Origin of the sequence: Vogesella sp. AC12, from assembly GCF_024437575.1 — a bacterium.
GTDB classification, from domain to species: domain Bacteria; phylum Pseudomonadota; class Gammaproteobacteria; order Burkholderiales; family Chromobacteriaceae; genus Vogesella; species Vogesella indigofera.
Map to the genome: position 1 here is coordinate 213514 of NZ_JANFNU010000003.1, position 13705 is coordinate 227218.

The following is a 13705-nucleotide window of genomic DNA, read 5'->3' on the forward strand; positions in this document are numbered from 1 at the left end:
GCCGCATGAAGCCGTCGCCCGCCCCCCGCCAGCTGTCGCTGCGCCGCCAGCTGCTGCTGTGGCTGCTGCTGCCGCAGCTGGTGCTGTGGCTGGGCGCCGCCTTCCTCGCGCACAGCATGGCGATGAGCTACGCTGGCGAGGTGATCGACCGCTCGCTGGCCAAATCCTCGCGCGCGCTGGCGCGGCAGGTGAAACCGTTCGGCAACGGCTTCTACATCGACTTCCCGCAGGCGGCGCGCGAGATCCTGGAGCAGGACCCGGACGACCGCATCTACTACATGGTCAGCTCGCCGCCGGAGGCCTTCCTGCTCGGCGAGCCGGCGATGCCGCGGCCGCCGGCCGGCCTGCAGCGCAAGGCGGGGGAAACCTTCTTCTACGATGGCCGCATCAAGCGGCTGGCGGTGCGCGTCGCCGCGCTGTACCTGCCGGCCGGCACCCCGGAGCGGCCGGAGCTGATGCTGGTGCAGGTGGCGAAGAGCCGGGCGCTGAACGCCGAGCTGGCGCGCAAGATCCTGCGCGACATGGGCCTGCCGCTGCTGGCGGTAATGCTGCTGACCAGCGTGCTGGTGTGGGCCGGTATCAGCCGCGGCCTGTCGCCGCTGCGCCACCTGCGCCGCAGCGTGGAAAACCGCTCGCCGCGAGACCTGGCACCAATCGAGATCGACAACGCGCCGTCCGAGGTGCGCGCACTGGCGCGCGCCATCAACGAGCTGCTGCACGAGGTCGACGGCCAGGTGGCGCAGCAGCGCCGCTTCATCGCCGACGCCGCCCACCAGCTGCGCACGCCGCTGGCCGGGCTGAAATCGCAGAGCGAGCTGGTGCGCGGCGAGCTGGCAGCCACGCCACCGGACGTCGCCAGCGCCAGCCGCCAGCTGCAGCAGGTGGAAACCAGCGTCGCGCGCTCCATCCGCCTGATCAACCAGCTGTTGGCGCTGGCGCGCGCCGAGCCGGAGGCCGGGCTGCAGCTGGCGGCGCTGGACCTGCGCCAGCTCGCGCGCGAGGTCACCAGCGAGGCGGTGCCGCAGGCGCTGGCGCGCGACATCGACCTCGGGCTGGAGGCGGAAGACGAGGCGTTGCCGGTCGCCGGCCACGGCGGCCTGCTGCGCGAGCTGCTGGCCAACCTGATCGACAACGCCATCCAGTACACGCCGCCCGGCGGCGAGGTCACCGTCAGGCTGCGGCGCGCTGGCGGCACGGTGACGCTGCAGGTGTGCGACAACGGCCCCGGCATTCCCGAGAGCGAGCGCGAGCAGGTGTTCGCCCGCTTCTACCGCGGCCGTGCCGAAGGCCAGGGCAAGGGCTGCGGCCTTGGCCTCGCCATCGTGCAGGAGATCGCGCGCCGCCATCACACCCGCATCGTGCTGTCCGACAACCCGCCGCACGGCCTGGTCGCCAGCGTCGATTTCACGTTGTTGCCGCACTAAAACGGCGCCGCCAATTGGCCGCGTGTGTAGTTGACACACTACAGCGCCGTTTTTTGGTGCATCGCAGCAAACTCTCCTGCCAGCAAACACAAGCCTTTCGCCGATGTCATGACGCGGTGCACGATCCGCGTTCGCTTCCTTACGCCATTCCCTTCAAATCCTTACACAAAACTTACTAAGTCCCCGCTATAGTGCAGGCTATCCCGTGCGCCGCCCCGTCTTGGGCGCGCTGCCGCCGGGACACGATCATCCGCATCACAAAAAAATCCCTGCGGACATCACAACTACAGAAGGAGAGAGTTATGAAACTGAAACGTCTGAGCGCGGCCGTGCTGGCAGCCAGTCTGTTCCCTGTTGCCGCCCAGGCCGCCGACGTGGAAGTCCTGCACTGGTGGACCTCCGGTGGCGAAGCCAAATCCGTCGCCGAACTGAAAAAGATGATGAGCGCCCAGGGCGTGACCTGGAAGGATTTTGCCGTTGCCGGTGGCGGCGGTGACAACGCGATGACCGCGCTGAAGACACGCGTGGTATCCGGCAACCCGCCGACCGCCGCCCAGATCAAGGGCCCGGCGATCCAGGAATGGGGCGCCGAAGGCGTGCTGGCGGACATCGACGCCGTAGCCAAGGCAGGCAACTGGGACAAGCAGCTGCCGCCGGTGGTCAGCCGCGTGATGAAGTACAAGGGCAAGTACGTGGCCGCACCGGTCAACGTGCACCGCGTGAACTGGCTGTGGGCCAACCCGGAAGCGTTCAAGAAGGCCGGCGCCACGGTGCCGAAGACCTGGCCGGAGTTCTTTGCCGCCGCCGACAAGCTGAAAAAGGCCGGCATCCAGCCTATCGCCCACGGCGGCCAGCCGTGGCAGGACGCCACCCTGTTTGAATCGGTGGCGCTGGGCGTCGGTGGTGCCGACTACTACCAGAAGGCGTTCGTGAAGCTGGACAAGGCCACCCTCGCCAGCCCGACCACCGTCAAGGTGTTCGAAACGCTGGGCAAGGTGAAAACCTACATCGACAAGGGCGCCGCCGGCCGCGACTGGAACCTGGCCACCGCCATGGTGATCAACGGCAAGGCCGGCATGCAGTTCATGGGCGACTGGGCGAAGGGTGAATTCACCGCCGCCGGCAAGGTACCGGGCAAGGACTTCATCTGCACCGATGCACCGGGCACCCAGAACGCGTTCACCTTCAACATCGACAGCCTGGCGATGTTCCAGCAGAAAAACCCGGCCGCGGTACAGGCCCAGGCCAAGCTGGCCGCCACCGTGATGAGCCCGGCGTTCCAGGAAGTGTTCAACCTCAACAAGGGCTCGATCCCGGCCCGTCTCGACACGCCGATGGCCAAGTTTGACGACTGCGCCAAGAAGTCCAGCTTCGACATGAGCGCCGCCTCCAAGGGCAACAAGCTGGTGCCGAGCTTCGCCCACAAGATGGCGATGCCGTCCGCCACCGAAGGCGCGATGGTGGACGTGATCTCGCAGTTCATGAACTCGAGCATGACCGCGCAGCAGGCCACCGAACGTCTGGCCCGTGCCGGCGCCGTGCGCTAAGAGCGTATTCACGATCTAGCGAGCTCGCGCGAGACAAGGCGAAAACGGTTGGGGAAGCGGAGTTTACAAGCAGTAAATGCGCAGACCTGAATCGTACTTAACGCCGTATCGCCCCAGTTGAAATCAAATCGCAGCAGATCGTGAACAGGCTCTAAGCAGCGTGTAATCCGCGGCACCGGTGGCCCCCGCCACCGGTCTGACCGGTCCGCCCCAGGCGGGCGGACCGGCTGCCGTGTTTTTGTACCGAGACAGCAAGGAATCATCATGTCCGGATCTTCATCCCAAGGCAGCCTGCACGCGCTGGCCGACCGCTGGCTGCCCAAGCTGGTGCTGTCGCCGACGCTGGCTGCCAGCCTGATCTTCGTCTACGGCTTCATCGCCTGGACCGGCTGGCTCTCGTTTACCGAGTCCCGCCTGATGCCGCGCTACGAGTGGGCCGGTGTCGTGCAATACCAGGCGCTATTCGAAAACGAGCGCTGGTGGACCGCTGCGGCCAACCTTGGCATCTTCGGCGGCCTGTTCATCCTGTTCTGCCTGCTGGTCGGCCTGCTGATGGCCGTGCTGCTGGACCAGAAAATCCGCGCCGAAGGGATGCTCCGCACCATCTACCTGTACCCGATGGCCCTGTCCTTCGTGGTCACCGGCACCGCGTGGAAGTGGATGCTCAACCCCGACATGGGGCTGCAGAAGGTGGTGGTCGACCTCGGCTTCACCGACTTCACCTTCGACTGGCTGGTCAACCCGGACATGGCGATCTACACCGTGGTCATCGCCGGGGTGTGGCAGAGCTCCGGCTTCGTGATGGCGCTGTTCCTCGCCGGCCTGCGCGGCATCGACGACTCCATCATCAAGGCGGCGCAGGTCGACGGCGCCTCGCTGCCCACCATCTACCGCCGCATCCTGATCCCCAGCCTGCGTCCGGTGTTCTTCAGCGTGCTGCTGATCCTGTCGCACATCGCCATCAAGAGCTTCGACCTGGTGATGGCGCTGACCGGCGGCGGCCCCGGCAATTCCTCCGACGTGCCGGCGATCTTCATGTACCAGTTCGCCTTTACCCGTGGCCAGCTGGGGGTGGGTGCCGCCTCCGCGATGATGATGCTGTTCACCATCGTCGCCGTGCTGGTGCCGCTGATGTATATGGAAACAAGGAGTGCCAAACGTGTTTAAGAACCTGACACCTGGCCGCGCGCTGGTCTACGCCGCGCTGCTCCTGATGGCCATCTACTACCTGCTGCCGCTGTACGTGATGCTGACCACCTCGTTCAAGTCGCTGGACGACATCCGCGAGGGCAATATGCTGGCGCTGCCGCAGCTGTGGCAGGGCGGTGCCTGGAGCAAGGCGTGGGCCGAAGCCTGCACCGGCGTCGAATGCAACGGCATGCAGGGCTTCTTCTGGAACTCGATCAAGATGACGCTGCCGGCGGTGGCGATCTCCACCCTGCTCGGCGCCATCAACGGCTACGTGGTGTCGATGTGGCGCTTCCGCGGCTCCGACGCGCTGTTCACCATGCTGCTGGTCGGTTGCTTCATTCCGTTCCAGGTGGTGCTGCTGCCGATGGCACAGCTCTTGGGCCTGCTCGGCCTGGCCAATACCACCGCCGGGCTGGTGCTGGTGCACGTGGTGTACGGCACCGCGTTCACCACCCTGTTCTTCCGCAACTTCTACATCACGGTGCCGGACGAGCTGGTGAAGGCGGCGCGCATCGACGGCGCCGGCTTCTGGACCATCTTCTTCCGCATCCTGCTGCCGATCTCCGGCCCGATCTTCGTGGTCTGCATCATCTGGCAGTTCACCCAGATCTGGAACGACTTCCTGTTCGGCGTGGTGTTCGCCTCCGGCGAATCGCAGCCGATCACGGTGGCGCTGAACAATCTGGTCAACACCTCCACCGGGGTGAAGGAATACAACGTGGACATGGCCGCGGCGATCATCGCCGCGCTGCCTACCCTGTTCGTTTACATGGTTGCCGGCCGCTACTTCGTGCGTGGCCTGACAGCCGGTGCCGTGAAAGGTTAAGAAATGGCAGCGCTTTCCATCAATAACGTGTGCAAGACCTACGCCAACGGCACCGACGTGCTCAAGGGCATCAACATCGCCATCGACGACGGCGAGTTCCTGATCCTGGTCGGCCCCTCCGGCTGCGGCAAATCGACGCTCTTGAACATGATCGCCGGGCTGGACGACATCTCCAGCGGCGACATCGCCATCGGCAACAAGCGCGTCAACGAGCTGTCGCCCAAGGACCGCGACATCGCGATGGTGTTCCAGAGCTACGCGCTGTACCCGTCGATGACGGTGCGCGAGAACATCAGCTTCGGCCTGGAAATCCGCAAGACGCCCAAGGCCGAGATCGACGCCACCGTCAAGCGCGTGGCCGAGATGCTGCAGATCACCCACCTGTTGGAGCGCAAGCCTGGGCAGATGTCCGGCGGCCAGCGCCAGCGGGTGGCGATGGGGCGCGCACTGGCGCGCAACCCGGCGATCTTCCTGTTCGACGAGCCGCTGTCCAACCTCGACGCCAAGCTGCGCGTCGAGATGCGCACCGAGATCAAGCTGATGCACCAGCGCCTGAAATCGACCATCGTCTACGTGACGCATGACCAGATCGAGGCGATGACGCTGGGCGACAAGATCGCGGTGATGAAGGACGGCATCGTGCAGCAGTTCGGCAGCCCGCAGGACATCTACGACAACCCGGCCAACCTGTTCGTCGCCGGCTTCATCGGTTCGCCGTCTATGAACTTCATCCCGGCCACCGTGGTGCAGTCCGGCAGCGACATCGGCGTCAAGATCTGCGACGACAACGGCTGCGTGGTGCTGCCGCTGCCGCACGACAAGGTGAAACTGGCCGCGTTTGTGGGCAAGGAAGTGATCTTCGGCATACGCCCGGAACAGATCACCGACGCGCGCACCGCCTACCGCGAGGGGCTGCCGGTGATGGCCTGCCACATCGACGTGATCGAGCCGACCGGCCCGGACACGCTGGTGTTCGTGTCGCTGAACAACACCAAGGTGTGCTGCCGCACCCACCCGACCGAGGCCAAGTACCCGGGCGAGAGCATGGACCTGGTATTCGACGTGTCCAAGGCGGTGCTGTTCGACCCGCAAACCGAGGCGAGGATCGTGTAATGAGCCGGCTGACCTTGCAAGGGTTGGCCGCCGACGGGCCGCTGCTGTCACCGGTGGCGGCCGGCGTCTGGCGCCTCGACGAATGGGGCTTCGACGACAGCAGCCTGGCCGCGTGGGTGGAACACGCCATCGCGCTGGGCATCACCACCTTCGACCACGCCGACCTGTACGGCGGCTTCCGCTGCGAGGCACTGTTCGGGCGCTGGCTGAAGGCCAACCCGTCGCGGCGCGACGCCATCCAGCTGGTCAGCAAGTGCGGCATCAAGCCGCCGGATGCGGCGCGCGGCTGGCGGGTGAAGCATTACGACACCAGCGCCGCGCACATCACCGCCAGCGTGCACGCCTCGCTGCAGAATCTTGGCAGCGACCACCTGGACCTGTTGCTGATCCACCGCCCGGACCCGCTGCTGGACGCCGACGAGGTGGCGGAAACCTTCGCGCGGCTGCGGGAGGCGGGCAAGGTATTGCACTTCGGCGTCTCCAACTTCAGCCCGGCACAGTACGCGCTGCTGGCGTCACGCACGCCACTGGTCACCAACCAGATCGAGGCCTCGCTGCTGCACCTGGATCCGCTCATCGACGGCACGTTCGACCAGTGCCAGCAGCTGCGCATCCGCCCGATGCTGTGGTCGCCGCTGGCCGGCGGTCGCCTGTTCGATGCCGGCACCAATCCGGCGCTGGCGGCCGAGCTGCAACGGCTGGCCGGGGTGTACGCGGTCAGCGCCGCCACCATCGCGCTGGCGTGGCTGCTGCGCCACCCGTGCCGGCCGCTGCCCATCATCGGCTCGCGCAAGCTGTCCGCGCTCGACGACGCGGCGGCCGCCTGCCGGCTGACGCTGGCACGCGAGGACTGGTTCGCGCTGCTGCAGGCGGCGCGCGGCACGGAAGTGGCCTGAGCCGGCGGCAGTTGCAACGGCCACCGTGCCCGACCATTCCCTTTGCCTCACTACGGCGGCCTGCGGGCCGCTGTTTTCATGCGGCCAACCCTGGCCGCAAGTCCCCCGCCAGCGGCCAAGCGGTGGCCGATGTCATCACGGCAGCGGCCGCCATCCTGCATACAACGTTGGCCGCAAACCGTGCGGCCGGTCAGCGGCGCACCTCTTCCGTTACCCGCCAACCTGCCCCCCCAAAAAAAACAAGCTTGGCCGCCAGCGATCGCCGGCGGCCAAGCTTGTCTCCCCGCGTGGCGGAGGGCGCCCGTGCGCCTAGTCGCGGCTGGCCTGCCCCGCCAGCAACACCTTCCTGGCAACGGCGTAGCAGTCGTCCACGTGTGCGTTGCCGACCAGCTTCATCGCGCCAAAGCTGAGCGACGCCGCCAGCGCCTGCCCCAGCAGCGGCACGAAGCGGGCCGCCGACTTGGTCGCCAGCCGCAACCCGATGCGCTGCAGCACCTTCAGCAACAGCGGCCGCGTCACCAGCTTGCCGATCAGCTCGCTGCCGATGCTGGTGATGGCCACCAGCATGATTTTCTTCAGCTGCGGATCCAGCGCCTCGATCTGCTCCGGGCTGAGGCCGAACTTGCGGTTGATGGCCGGGATCATTTCCAGCAGCAGGCTGACATCGGCGCCGATGTCCAGCCCCGGGATCGACAGCACCGCGGCACCGGCGGAGAGGCCGGCGCGTTTGGTCACCATCGCCTTGCATTCGTCGCGCAGGGCATCCAGTTCGGCCAGCGTGCGTGGCGGCATGATTGTTCCTTTCTGTTTCTTCTGTTCTGGTCTGGCGACGCTGCGGCCAACCTTGGCCGCAGGCCGCGTTAGAACCTGCTCAAGGTCTCGCGCGCTCACGCGAGACAAGGCAAAAACGACTGAGGAAGCGGCGTTTATCCAAATATAAACAAGCATTCCGAAGGCGTTTTTAACGCCGTATCGCCCCATTGATATCCGTTGCAGCAGACATTGAACAGGTTCTTACACCTTGTGCGTCGACAGCAGCAAACTGGTCTCGGTGGCGGCGATGCCGGGGATCAGCCGGATGCGGCCCAGCACGCGGTCGAACTGTTCCAGCGAGTCGGCGCGCAGCTCGGTGACGATGTCCCAGCGGCCGTTGGTGGAGTGCAACGCGTACACGTGCGGCTCGCCGCGCAGCGCCTGCAATACCGCCTGCGCCTTGTTGCCCTCCACCGCGATGCCCATCCACGCGCGGATGCGGTGCCCCTCCGCCTCCGGCTTCAGCCGCACGGTGTAGCCGATGATCACCCCGCTCTGCTCCAGCTTGTCGATTCGGTTCTGCACCGTGGCGCGCGATACCCGCAGCCGCTGCGCCAGCTCGGTCACCGACATGCGCGCATTGTCGCGCAGCAGCGCGATCAGCTGGCGATCTGTATCACTCATTGACATAACGCTACCAAAAAAGATCAATCTGCCAGTTTTTCGCTGAAAAAGTGACAGATTGTCAACTTCAGTATGGCAGCAAGCGACCGGAAAATAAGCACCATCCAAACCAGACCGCTTCCCCGCCGCCATGACCCAGACCACCCGCAACATCGTGATGATCCGCCCCGCCCATTTCTTTTCCAATCCGGAAACCCGCACCTCCAACCGCTTCCAGAAGCCGGGCCAGGACGACGCGGCGGCGCAGCACAGCGCGCGGGCGGAGTTTGACGGCTATGTGGCGGCCTTGCGCGCCGCCGGCGTCAACGTGCTGGTGATCGACGACGAGCCGCAGGGCAACACCCCGGATTCGATCTTCCCCAACAACTGGATCAGCATGCACCCGGACGGCCGCGTGTTCCTGTATCCGATGGAGGCGCCCAACCGCCGCCGCGAACGCCGCGACAGCGTGATCGCGCGCATCCGCGCAGAGTTTGCCATCGGCGAGCTGGCCGACCTCAGCGCCTTTGAGGACGAGGGCAAATTCCTGGAGGGCACCGGGTCGATGGTGTTCGATCACACCCATCGCCTCGCCTATGTCTGCCTGTCCTCGCGCAGCCACCCCGAGGTGCTGACTGCGCTGCTGATGCAGCTGGACTACCAGGCGCTGGTGTTCGACGCCGTCGACCGCGGCGGCGCCGCCATCTACCACACCAACGTGATGATGGCGGTCGGCAGCAAGCTGGCGGTGGTCTGTCTGGAGGCCATCCAGCCGGCCAGCGCCCGTCAGCGGGTGCGCGAGCAGCTGCAGCGCCACGGCAAGCAGATCATCGACATCGACTACACGCAGATGGAGAACTTCTGCGGCAACGTGATCGAGCTGGCCGACACCGCCGGCAACGCGGTGTTCGCGATGTCGTCGCGCGCCTGGCAGGCATTCACCCCGCAGCAACAGGCCACGTTGGCCGCAAACGGCACGGTGGCGCATGCGCCGCTGGACACCATCGAGCACCTCGGCGGCGGCGGCGCGCGCTGCATGGTGGCCGAGAACTTCCTGCCCCGGCACCGTTGAGCCGCCGCTGAGCCGTCGTGCCCGCCCTGCGGCCAACCTTGGCCGCAACGCACGGCGCGACACTGGACAAGCGCCATGCCGGCCGCTTACGATGGCCCTTCCCCTGTGTCGGGGGAGCGTCGCTCGGACGGATCCGGGCGCTTACGTTGAAGGACTTCCCATGTCAGCTACTGGCAAGCGCCGCTTTGCGCGCATCGATCGTCTCCCGCCCTACGTTTTCAACATCACCGCCGAACGCAAAATGGCCGCCCGCCGCCGTGGCGACGACATCGTCGACATGAGCATGGGCAACCCCGACGGCGCCACGCCGCCGCACATCGTCGCCAAACTGACCGAGGCCGCCCAGCGCCCGGATACCCACGGCTACTCGGCGTCCAAGGGCATCCCGCGCCTGCGCCGCGCCATCAGCCGCTGGTATCAGGAGCGCTATCAGGTCGACATCGACCCGGACAGCGAGGCCATCGTCACCATCGGCTCCAAGGAAGGGCTGGCGCACCTGATGCTGGCGACGCTGGACCGCGGCGACACCGTGCTGGTGCCGGACCCGAGCTACCCGATCCACATCTACGGCGCGGTGATCGCCGGCGCACAGATCCGCAGCGTGCCACTGGCGCCGGGCATCGACTTCTTTGCCGAGCTGGAAAACGCCATCCGCGGCAGCTACCCGAAGCCGAAGATGATCGTGATCGGCTTCCCGTCCAACCCCACCGCGCAGTGCGTGGAGCTGGATTTCTTCGAGCGCGTGATCGCGCTGGCGAAGAAACACGACATCTTCGTGGTGCACGATCTGGCCTACGCCGACATCGTGTTCGACGGCTGGAAGGCGCCGTCCATCATGCAGGTGCCGGGTGCCAAGGACATCGCGGTGGAGTTCTTCACGCTGTCCAAGAGCTACAACATGGCCGGCTGGCGCATCGGCTTCATGGTCGGCAATCCGGACCTGGTCGCCGCGCTGGCGCGCATCAAGAGCTACCACGACTACGGCACCTTCACCCCGCTGCAGATCGCGGCCATCGCCGCGCTGGAGGGCGACCAGCAGTGCGTGAAGGACATCGCCGCCACCTACCAGAAGCGCCGCGACGTGCTCTACAAGGGGCTGATGGAGGCCGGCTGGCAGGTGGAGCTGCCGAAGGCGTCGATGTACATCTGGGCGCGCATTCCCGAGCACTACCGCAGCCTGGGCTCGCTGGCGTTTGCCAACCTGCTCTTGGACCAGGCCCGCGTGTCGGTGTCGCCCGGCGTCGGCTTTGGCGACTACGGCGACGAGTACGTGCGCTTCGCGCTGATCGAGAACGAGAGCCGCATCCGCCAGGCGATCCGCGGCATCAAGACCATGTTCCGCGCCGACGGCATCCTGCCGCCGGGCTGAGCCTGATTTTCCCGGATGCGTCGGTGATGTCCCGGACGACCCGACTTGTCCGGGCGACCAAACCGAGCCAACCATGCAAAACGCCGCCCATACCGGGCGGCGTTTTCTTTTGCGGCCAACGTTGGCCGCAAGGCACTGGTGGGTCGGGCGTCAGAACAGCTGCGGCTGGGTGTCGCCGAAACGGCTGCGCTGCTCGTGCTGCAGCAGCCAGGCCTTGCGCTGCAGGCCGCCGCCGTAACCGGTGAGGCTGCCGTCCTTACCGATCACGCGGTGGCAGGGCACGATGATGGATACGCGGTTGGCACCGTTGGCGCCGGCCACCGCACGGATGGCGGCGGGGTTGCCCAGCCGCTCGGCCTGCTGCTGGTAGCTGGCGGTGTCGCCATAGGGAATCTGCTGCAGCGCATCCCACACCTGCTGCTGGAAGGCGGTGCCGGGCAGGTGCAGCGCCACGCCGAACTGCTGGCGCGTGCCGGCAAAGTACTCGCCGATCTCGGCCTCGGCCTGGCGGGTATGGGCGTTTTCGCCGGCGATGATGCGCGTTTGCAGCAGGCGCTGCAGGTCTTCGAATTCGCGCTCGTTGCGGCGGCTGACGGCAAACTCCAGCAGGCACACACCCTGTTCGCTGGCGCACACGAACATCGGCCCCAGCGGGCTGTGAAAACGGTGAAGCAGGATGGGGGCGGGTTGTGTGCTGTGCATGGTGTTGCTGCCGGTGGGTTGCGTGAAATGGTGGCCCGGGCGCCGCCAACAGAATATCGCGACCGACGCAGGCCGTCCTAATGGTACGGCAAGGCGCGCAACGCAGGGACAGGTTTTGTTAGTGGCGCCGGGCCGCGCTGCCGGTCATGAGCGGACAAAAAAAGGCCCCGCCGTGGCGGGGCCTGGTCTTGCCGCTTGCGGCCAACCCTGGCCGCAACGCTCAGGCCGGTTGCTCGCTAGCCGCCGCGGCCGGCTGCTGCTTGCGCTCGATGACCTCGATGAAGCGGAACTCGATCTCCTGCATCAGCTCGTCGATGCGGATGATCTGCAGCTTGATGCGGTCGCCGGCGGCCAGCTCCGGCAGGCCGGGGATGCGCTGGCGCATCGGCACGCCGTCGATGCGCACCAGGTCTTCCTTGATGTAGCTGGCGGTCGGCTCGCTGATGCCTTGCTGGCTGAACCAGCGCAGGCACCAGAAGTGCTCCATCTTGTCCTGGAAGCCGAGGTAGGCGCTGTAGGCGGCGTCGAAATCGCGCAGCAGCGCGAACAGCATCGCATCGCCCTGCGGGTATTGCGGCGTCTCGCCGCGGATCATCGCCACCAGCTGGCGCTGGTTGACGAAGTCCGACGCGCGGCGCAGTGGCGAGGTGCTCCACGCGTACTGCGCGACGCCCAGGCCGATGTGCGGCTCGGGACGGGTGGTCATGCGCACCTTGCCCATGCTCTGCGCACGGTACATCGCCGGGATGTCGGCCTCGGCCAGCATGCGGCCCCACTCGCTGTTGGCCAGGATCATCAGCTCCGACACCAGCTTGTCCATCGGCGAGCCGCGCTTGCGCACGCTGATGATGACCTTGCCGTCGACCACGTTGAAGTTGTAGTCCACCTGCGGCGGGCGGTTCGGGTCCGGCGTCTTGCCGCGGAACGCTTCGCGGGCGTTGGCAAACTGCCACAGCCACACCAACTCCTTCTTGAACGCGTAGTCCGGGCCGAAGCCGTCTGCGGCCAACGTTTCCTCGTTGAACACCTGTTCCAGCTGGTCGTGACGCAGGTTGGCCGCGATGTTGACGCGCTCGATGCGGTTGTCGAAGCCGACCAGCGAGAAGTCCGGCGCCACCTCAACGTACAGGCTCAGCGCCGGGCAGGCCTGGCCTTCCTGCAGCGTGAACTGCTGCACCACGTCGTCCGGCAGCATGGTGATCTTGTCGCCGGGGAAGTAGACGGTGGACAGCCGATTGTGCACCAGCTTCTCGATGTCGGAGCCGACCGCCACGCCCAGCGTCGGCGCCGCGATGTGGATGCCGACACGGATGTTGCCGTTATCCAGCCACTGTACCGACAGCGCGTCGTCGATCTCGGTGGTGGCGGCGTCGTCGATGGAGAAGGCCTGCACCTCGGACAGCGGCAGGTCGGCCGGCACGGTGGCCGGCGCGTAGCTGCCAAAGCCCAGCCCTTTCGGGAAGTGCTCCAGCTGGAAACCGGCCATCAGGTATTCCGGCACCGACGGGATGCCGCCGACGTGGTGCGCCAGGCGCAGCGGCGGCAGGCCGCTGGCACGGCTGGCCTGGTCGAAGGCCTTGAATTCGAGGGTGTTCTTGTCCGGGCGGTACAGCAGCGGCATCAGGTGGCTGCGGATCGCGTCCGGCAGCGTGCCGGCGGCCAGCTCGGCGGCCCAGGCGTCGACCTGTTCCTGCTCGCGCTTCTTGCGCTCGATACCGGCCAGCGCCGCCTTCAGCGTCTCTTCCGGTGCCGACTTGAAGCGGCCCTTGGCCTTCTTGTAGAAGTACATCGGCGCCGCGTACAGCTTGATCAGGATGGCGGCCGATTCGAACGCGTTCGGCGCGTGGCCGAAGTAGTCGGCGGCCAGGGTGTCGAAGCCGAATTCGTCGTCGCCGCAGCATTCCCACAGAAAGTCGACGTCGATGTCGGCCGCAATCGCCTCGGCCGCGGGCAGGAAGTCCTGCAGCGCGCTGGAAAACTCCAGGAACACGTTGGCGGCCTTGAGTTTGGCGCGCTTGCCGTGCTGGGTGTCGACTTGCAGGCTGGCATCATTGCGGGAGACGATGCTGCCCACCTTGAAGCTGCCGCTTTCTTCGTAAAAGACGTTCATGCTGGCTCTGCGGGACAGGCTCGCCCCGGATCGTAGGTG

At 66.2% G+C, this 13705-nt stretch carries 12 protein-coding genes; 8 read left to right on the forward strand and 4 right to left on the reverse strand.

Annotation, left to right across the window (positions count from 1 at the left end; genetic code table 11):
• Nucleotides 1-5 precede the first annotated feature (5 nt).
• The 6 genes from NOM55_RS07340 (at nt 6) to NOM55_RS07365 (ending at nt 6997) form a co-directional block, all read left to right on the forward strand.
• Nucleotides 6-1424, forward strand: coding sequence for a sensor histidine kinase (locus tag NOM55_RS07340; RefSeq protein ID WP_255908065.1), 1419 nt, complete (start codon nt 6-8; stop codon nt 1422-1424).
• 302 nt (nt 1425-1726) lie between these two features.
• A complete protein-coding gene (locus NOM55_RS07345) occupies nt 1727-2971 on the forward strand; it encodes an ABC transporter substrate-binding protein (protein WP_255908066.1) in 1245 nt (414 codons plus the stop codon).
• A gap of 264 nt (nt 2972-3235) precedes the next feature.
• A complete protein-coding gene (locus NOM55_RS07350; RefSeq protein WP_255908067.1) occupies nt 3236-4138 on the forward strand; it encodes a carbohydrate ABC transporter permease in 903 nt (300 codons plus the stop codon).
• 46 nt (nt 4139-4184) lie between these two features.
• Nucleotides 4185-4988 (forward strand): carbohydrate ABC transporter permease, encoded by an 804-nt coding sequence (locus NOM55_RS07355; protein ID WP_305118876.1) that lies wholly within the window; start codon nt 4185-4187, stop codon nt 4986-4988.
• 3 nt (nt 4989-4991) lie between these two features.
• Entirely contained in the window at nt 4992-6101 is a 1110-nt protein-coding gene (locus NOM55_RS07360) for an ABC transporter ATP-binding protein (RefSeq protein ID WP_255908069.1), read from the forward strand.
• Nucleotides 6101-6997, forward strand: a complete 897-nt coding sequence (locus NOM55_RS07365; RefSeq protein WP_255908070.1) for an aldo/keto reductase family oxidoreductase — start codon at nt 6101-6103, stop codon at nt 6995-6997. Before NOM55_RS07360 ends, NOM55_RS07365 begins: the two co-directional genes overlap by 1 nt.
• Before the next feature lie 309 nt (nt 6998-7306).
• On the opposite strand, the gene NOM55_RS07370 is transcribed toward NOM55_RS07365, so the two are convergent.
• Both NOM55_RS07370 and NOM55_RS07375 read right to left on the reverse strand, forming a co-directional pair.
• On the reverse strand, nt 7307-7789 hold the full coding sequence (locus NOM55_RS07370) for a hypothetical protein (protein ID WP_255908071.1): 483 nt from the start codon (nt 7787-7789) through the stop codon (nt 7307-7309).
• A 222-nt stretch (nt 7790-8011) separates the two neighbouring features.
• Complete coding sequence (locus tag NOM55_RS07375; protein WP_255908072.1) at nt 8012-8434, reverse strand: Lrp/AsnC family transcriptional regulator; 423 nt, start codon at nt 8432-8434, stop codon at nt 8012-8014.
• A 130-nt stretch (nt 8435-8564) separates the two neighbouring features.
• Between NOM55_RS07375 and ctlX the strand changes: the two genes are divergently transcribed.
• On the forward strand, nt 8565-9485 hold the full coding sequence (gene ctlX, locus NOM55_RS07380) for a citrulline utilization hydrolase CtlX (protein ID WP_255908073.1): 921 nt from the start codon (nt 8565-8567) through the stop codon (nt 9483-9485).
• A gap of 160 nt (nt 9486-9645) precedes the next feature.
• Nucleotides 9646-10854 (forward strand): alanine transaminase, encoded by a 1209-nt coding sequence (alaC, locus tag NOM55_RS07385; RefSeq protein ID WP_255908074.1) that lies wholly within the window; start codon nt 9646-9648, stop codon nt 10852-10854.
• Between the two features lie 150 nt (nt 10855-11004).
• Here the strand turns inward: alaC and NOM55_RS07390 are convergent, their stop codons facing one another.
• Nucleotides 11005-11556, reverse strand: coding sequence for a methylated-DNA--[protein]-cysteine S-methyltransferase (locus NOM55_RS07390; protein ID WP_255908075.1), 552 nt, complete (start codon nt 11554-11556; stop codon nt 11005-11007).
• Nucleotides 11557-11776: 220 nt separating this feature from the next.
• Nucleotides 11777-13666, reverse strand: a complete 1890-nt coding sequence (locus tag NOM55_RS07395) for a ribonuclease catalytic domain-containing protein (RefSeq protein WP_255908076.1) — start codon at nt 13664-13666, stop codon at nt 11777-11779.
• Between the last annotated feature and the right edge of the window lie 39 nt (nt 13667-13705).

Bases quoted from the DNA above. Each gene is read 5' to 3' on its own strand.
- NOM55_RS07340 (WP_255908065.1), top strand. From the start codon at position 6: ATGAAGCCGTCGCCCGCCCCCCGCCAGCTGTCGCTGCGCCGCCAGCTG.
- NOM55_RS07345 (WP_255908066.1), top strand. From the start codon at position 1,727: ATGAAACTGAAACGTCTGAGCGCGGCCGTGCTGGCAGCCAGTCTGTTC.
- NOM55_RS07350 (WP_255908067.1), top strand. From the start codon at position 3,236: ATGTCCGGATCTTCATCCCAAGGCAGCCTGCACGCGCTGGCCGACCGC.
- NOM55_RS07355 (WP_305118876.1), top strand. From the start codon at position 4,185: ATGGCCATCTACTACCTGCTGCCGCTGTACGTGATGCTGACCACCTCG.
- NOM55_RS07360 (WP_255908069.1), top strand. From the start codon at position 4,992: ATGGCAGCGCTTTCCATCAATAACGTGTGCAAGACCTACGCCAACGGC.
- NOM55_RS07365 (WP_255908070.1), top strand. From the start codon at position 6,101: ATGAGCCGGCTGACCTTGCAAGGGTTGGCCGCCGACGGGCCGCTGCTG.
- NOM55_RS07370 (WP_255908071.1), bottom strand. From the start codon at position 7,789: ATGCCGCCACGCACGCTGGCCGAACTGGATGCCCTGCGCGACGAATGC.
- NOM55_RS07375 (WP_255908072.1), bottom strand. From the start codon at position 8,434: ATGAGTGATACAGATCGCCAGCTGATCGCGCTGCTGCGCGACAATGCG.
- ctlX (WP_255908073.1), top strand. From the start codon at position 8,565: ATGACCCAGACCACCCGCAACATCGTGATGATCCGCCCCGCCCATTTC.
- alaC (WP_255908074.1), top strand. From the start codon at position 9,646: ATGTCAGCTACTGGCAAGCGCCGCTTTGCGCGCATCGATCGTCTCCCG.
- NOM55_RS07390 (WP_255908075.1), bottom strand. From the start codon at position 11,556: ATGCACAGCACACAACCCGCCCCCATCCTGCTTCACCGTTTTCACAGC.
- NOM55_RS07395 (WP_255908076.1), bottom strand. From the start codon at position 13,666: ATGAACGTCTTTTACGAAGAAAGCGGCAGCTTCAAGGTGGGCAGCATC.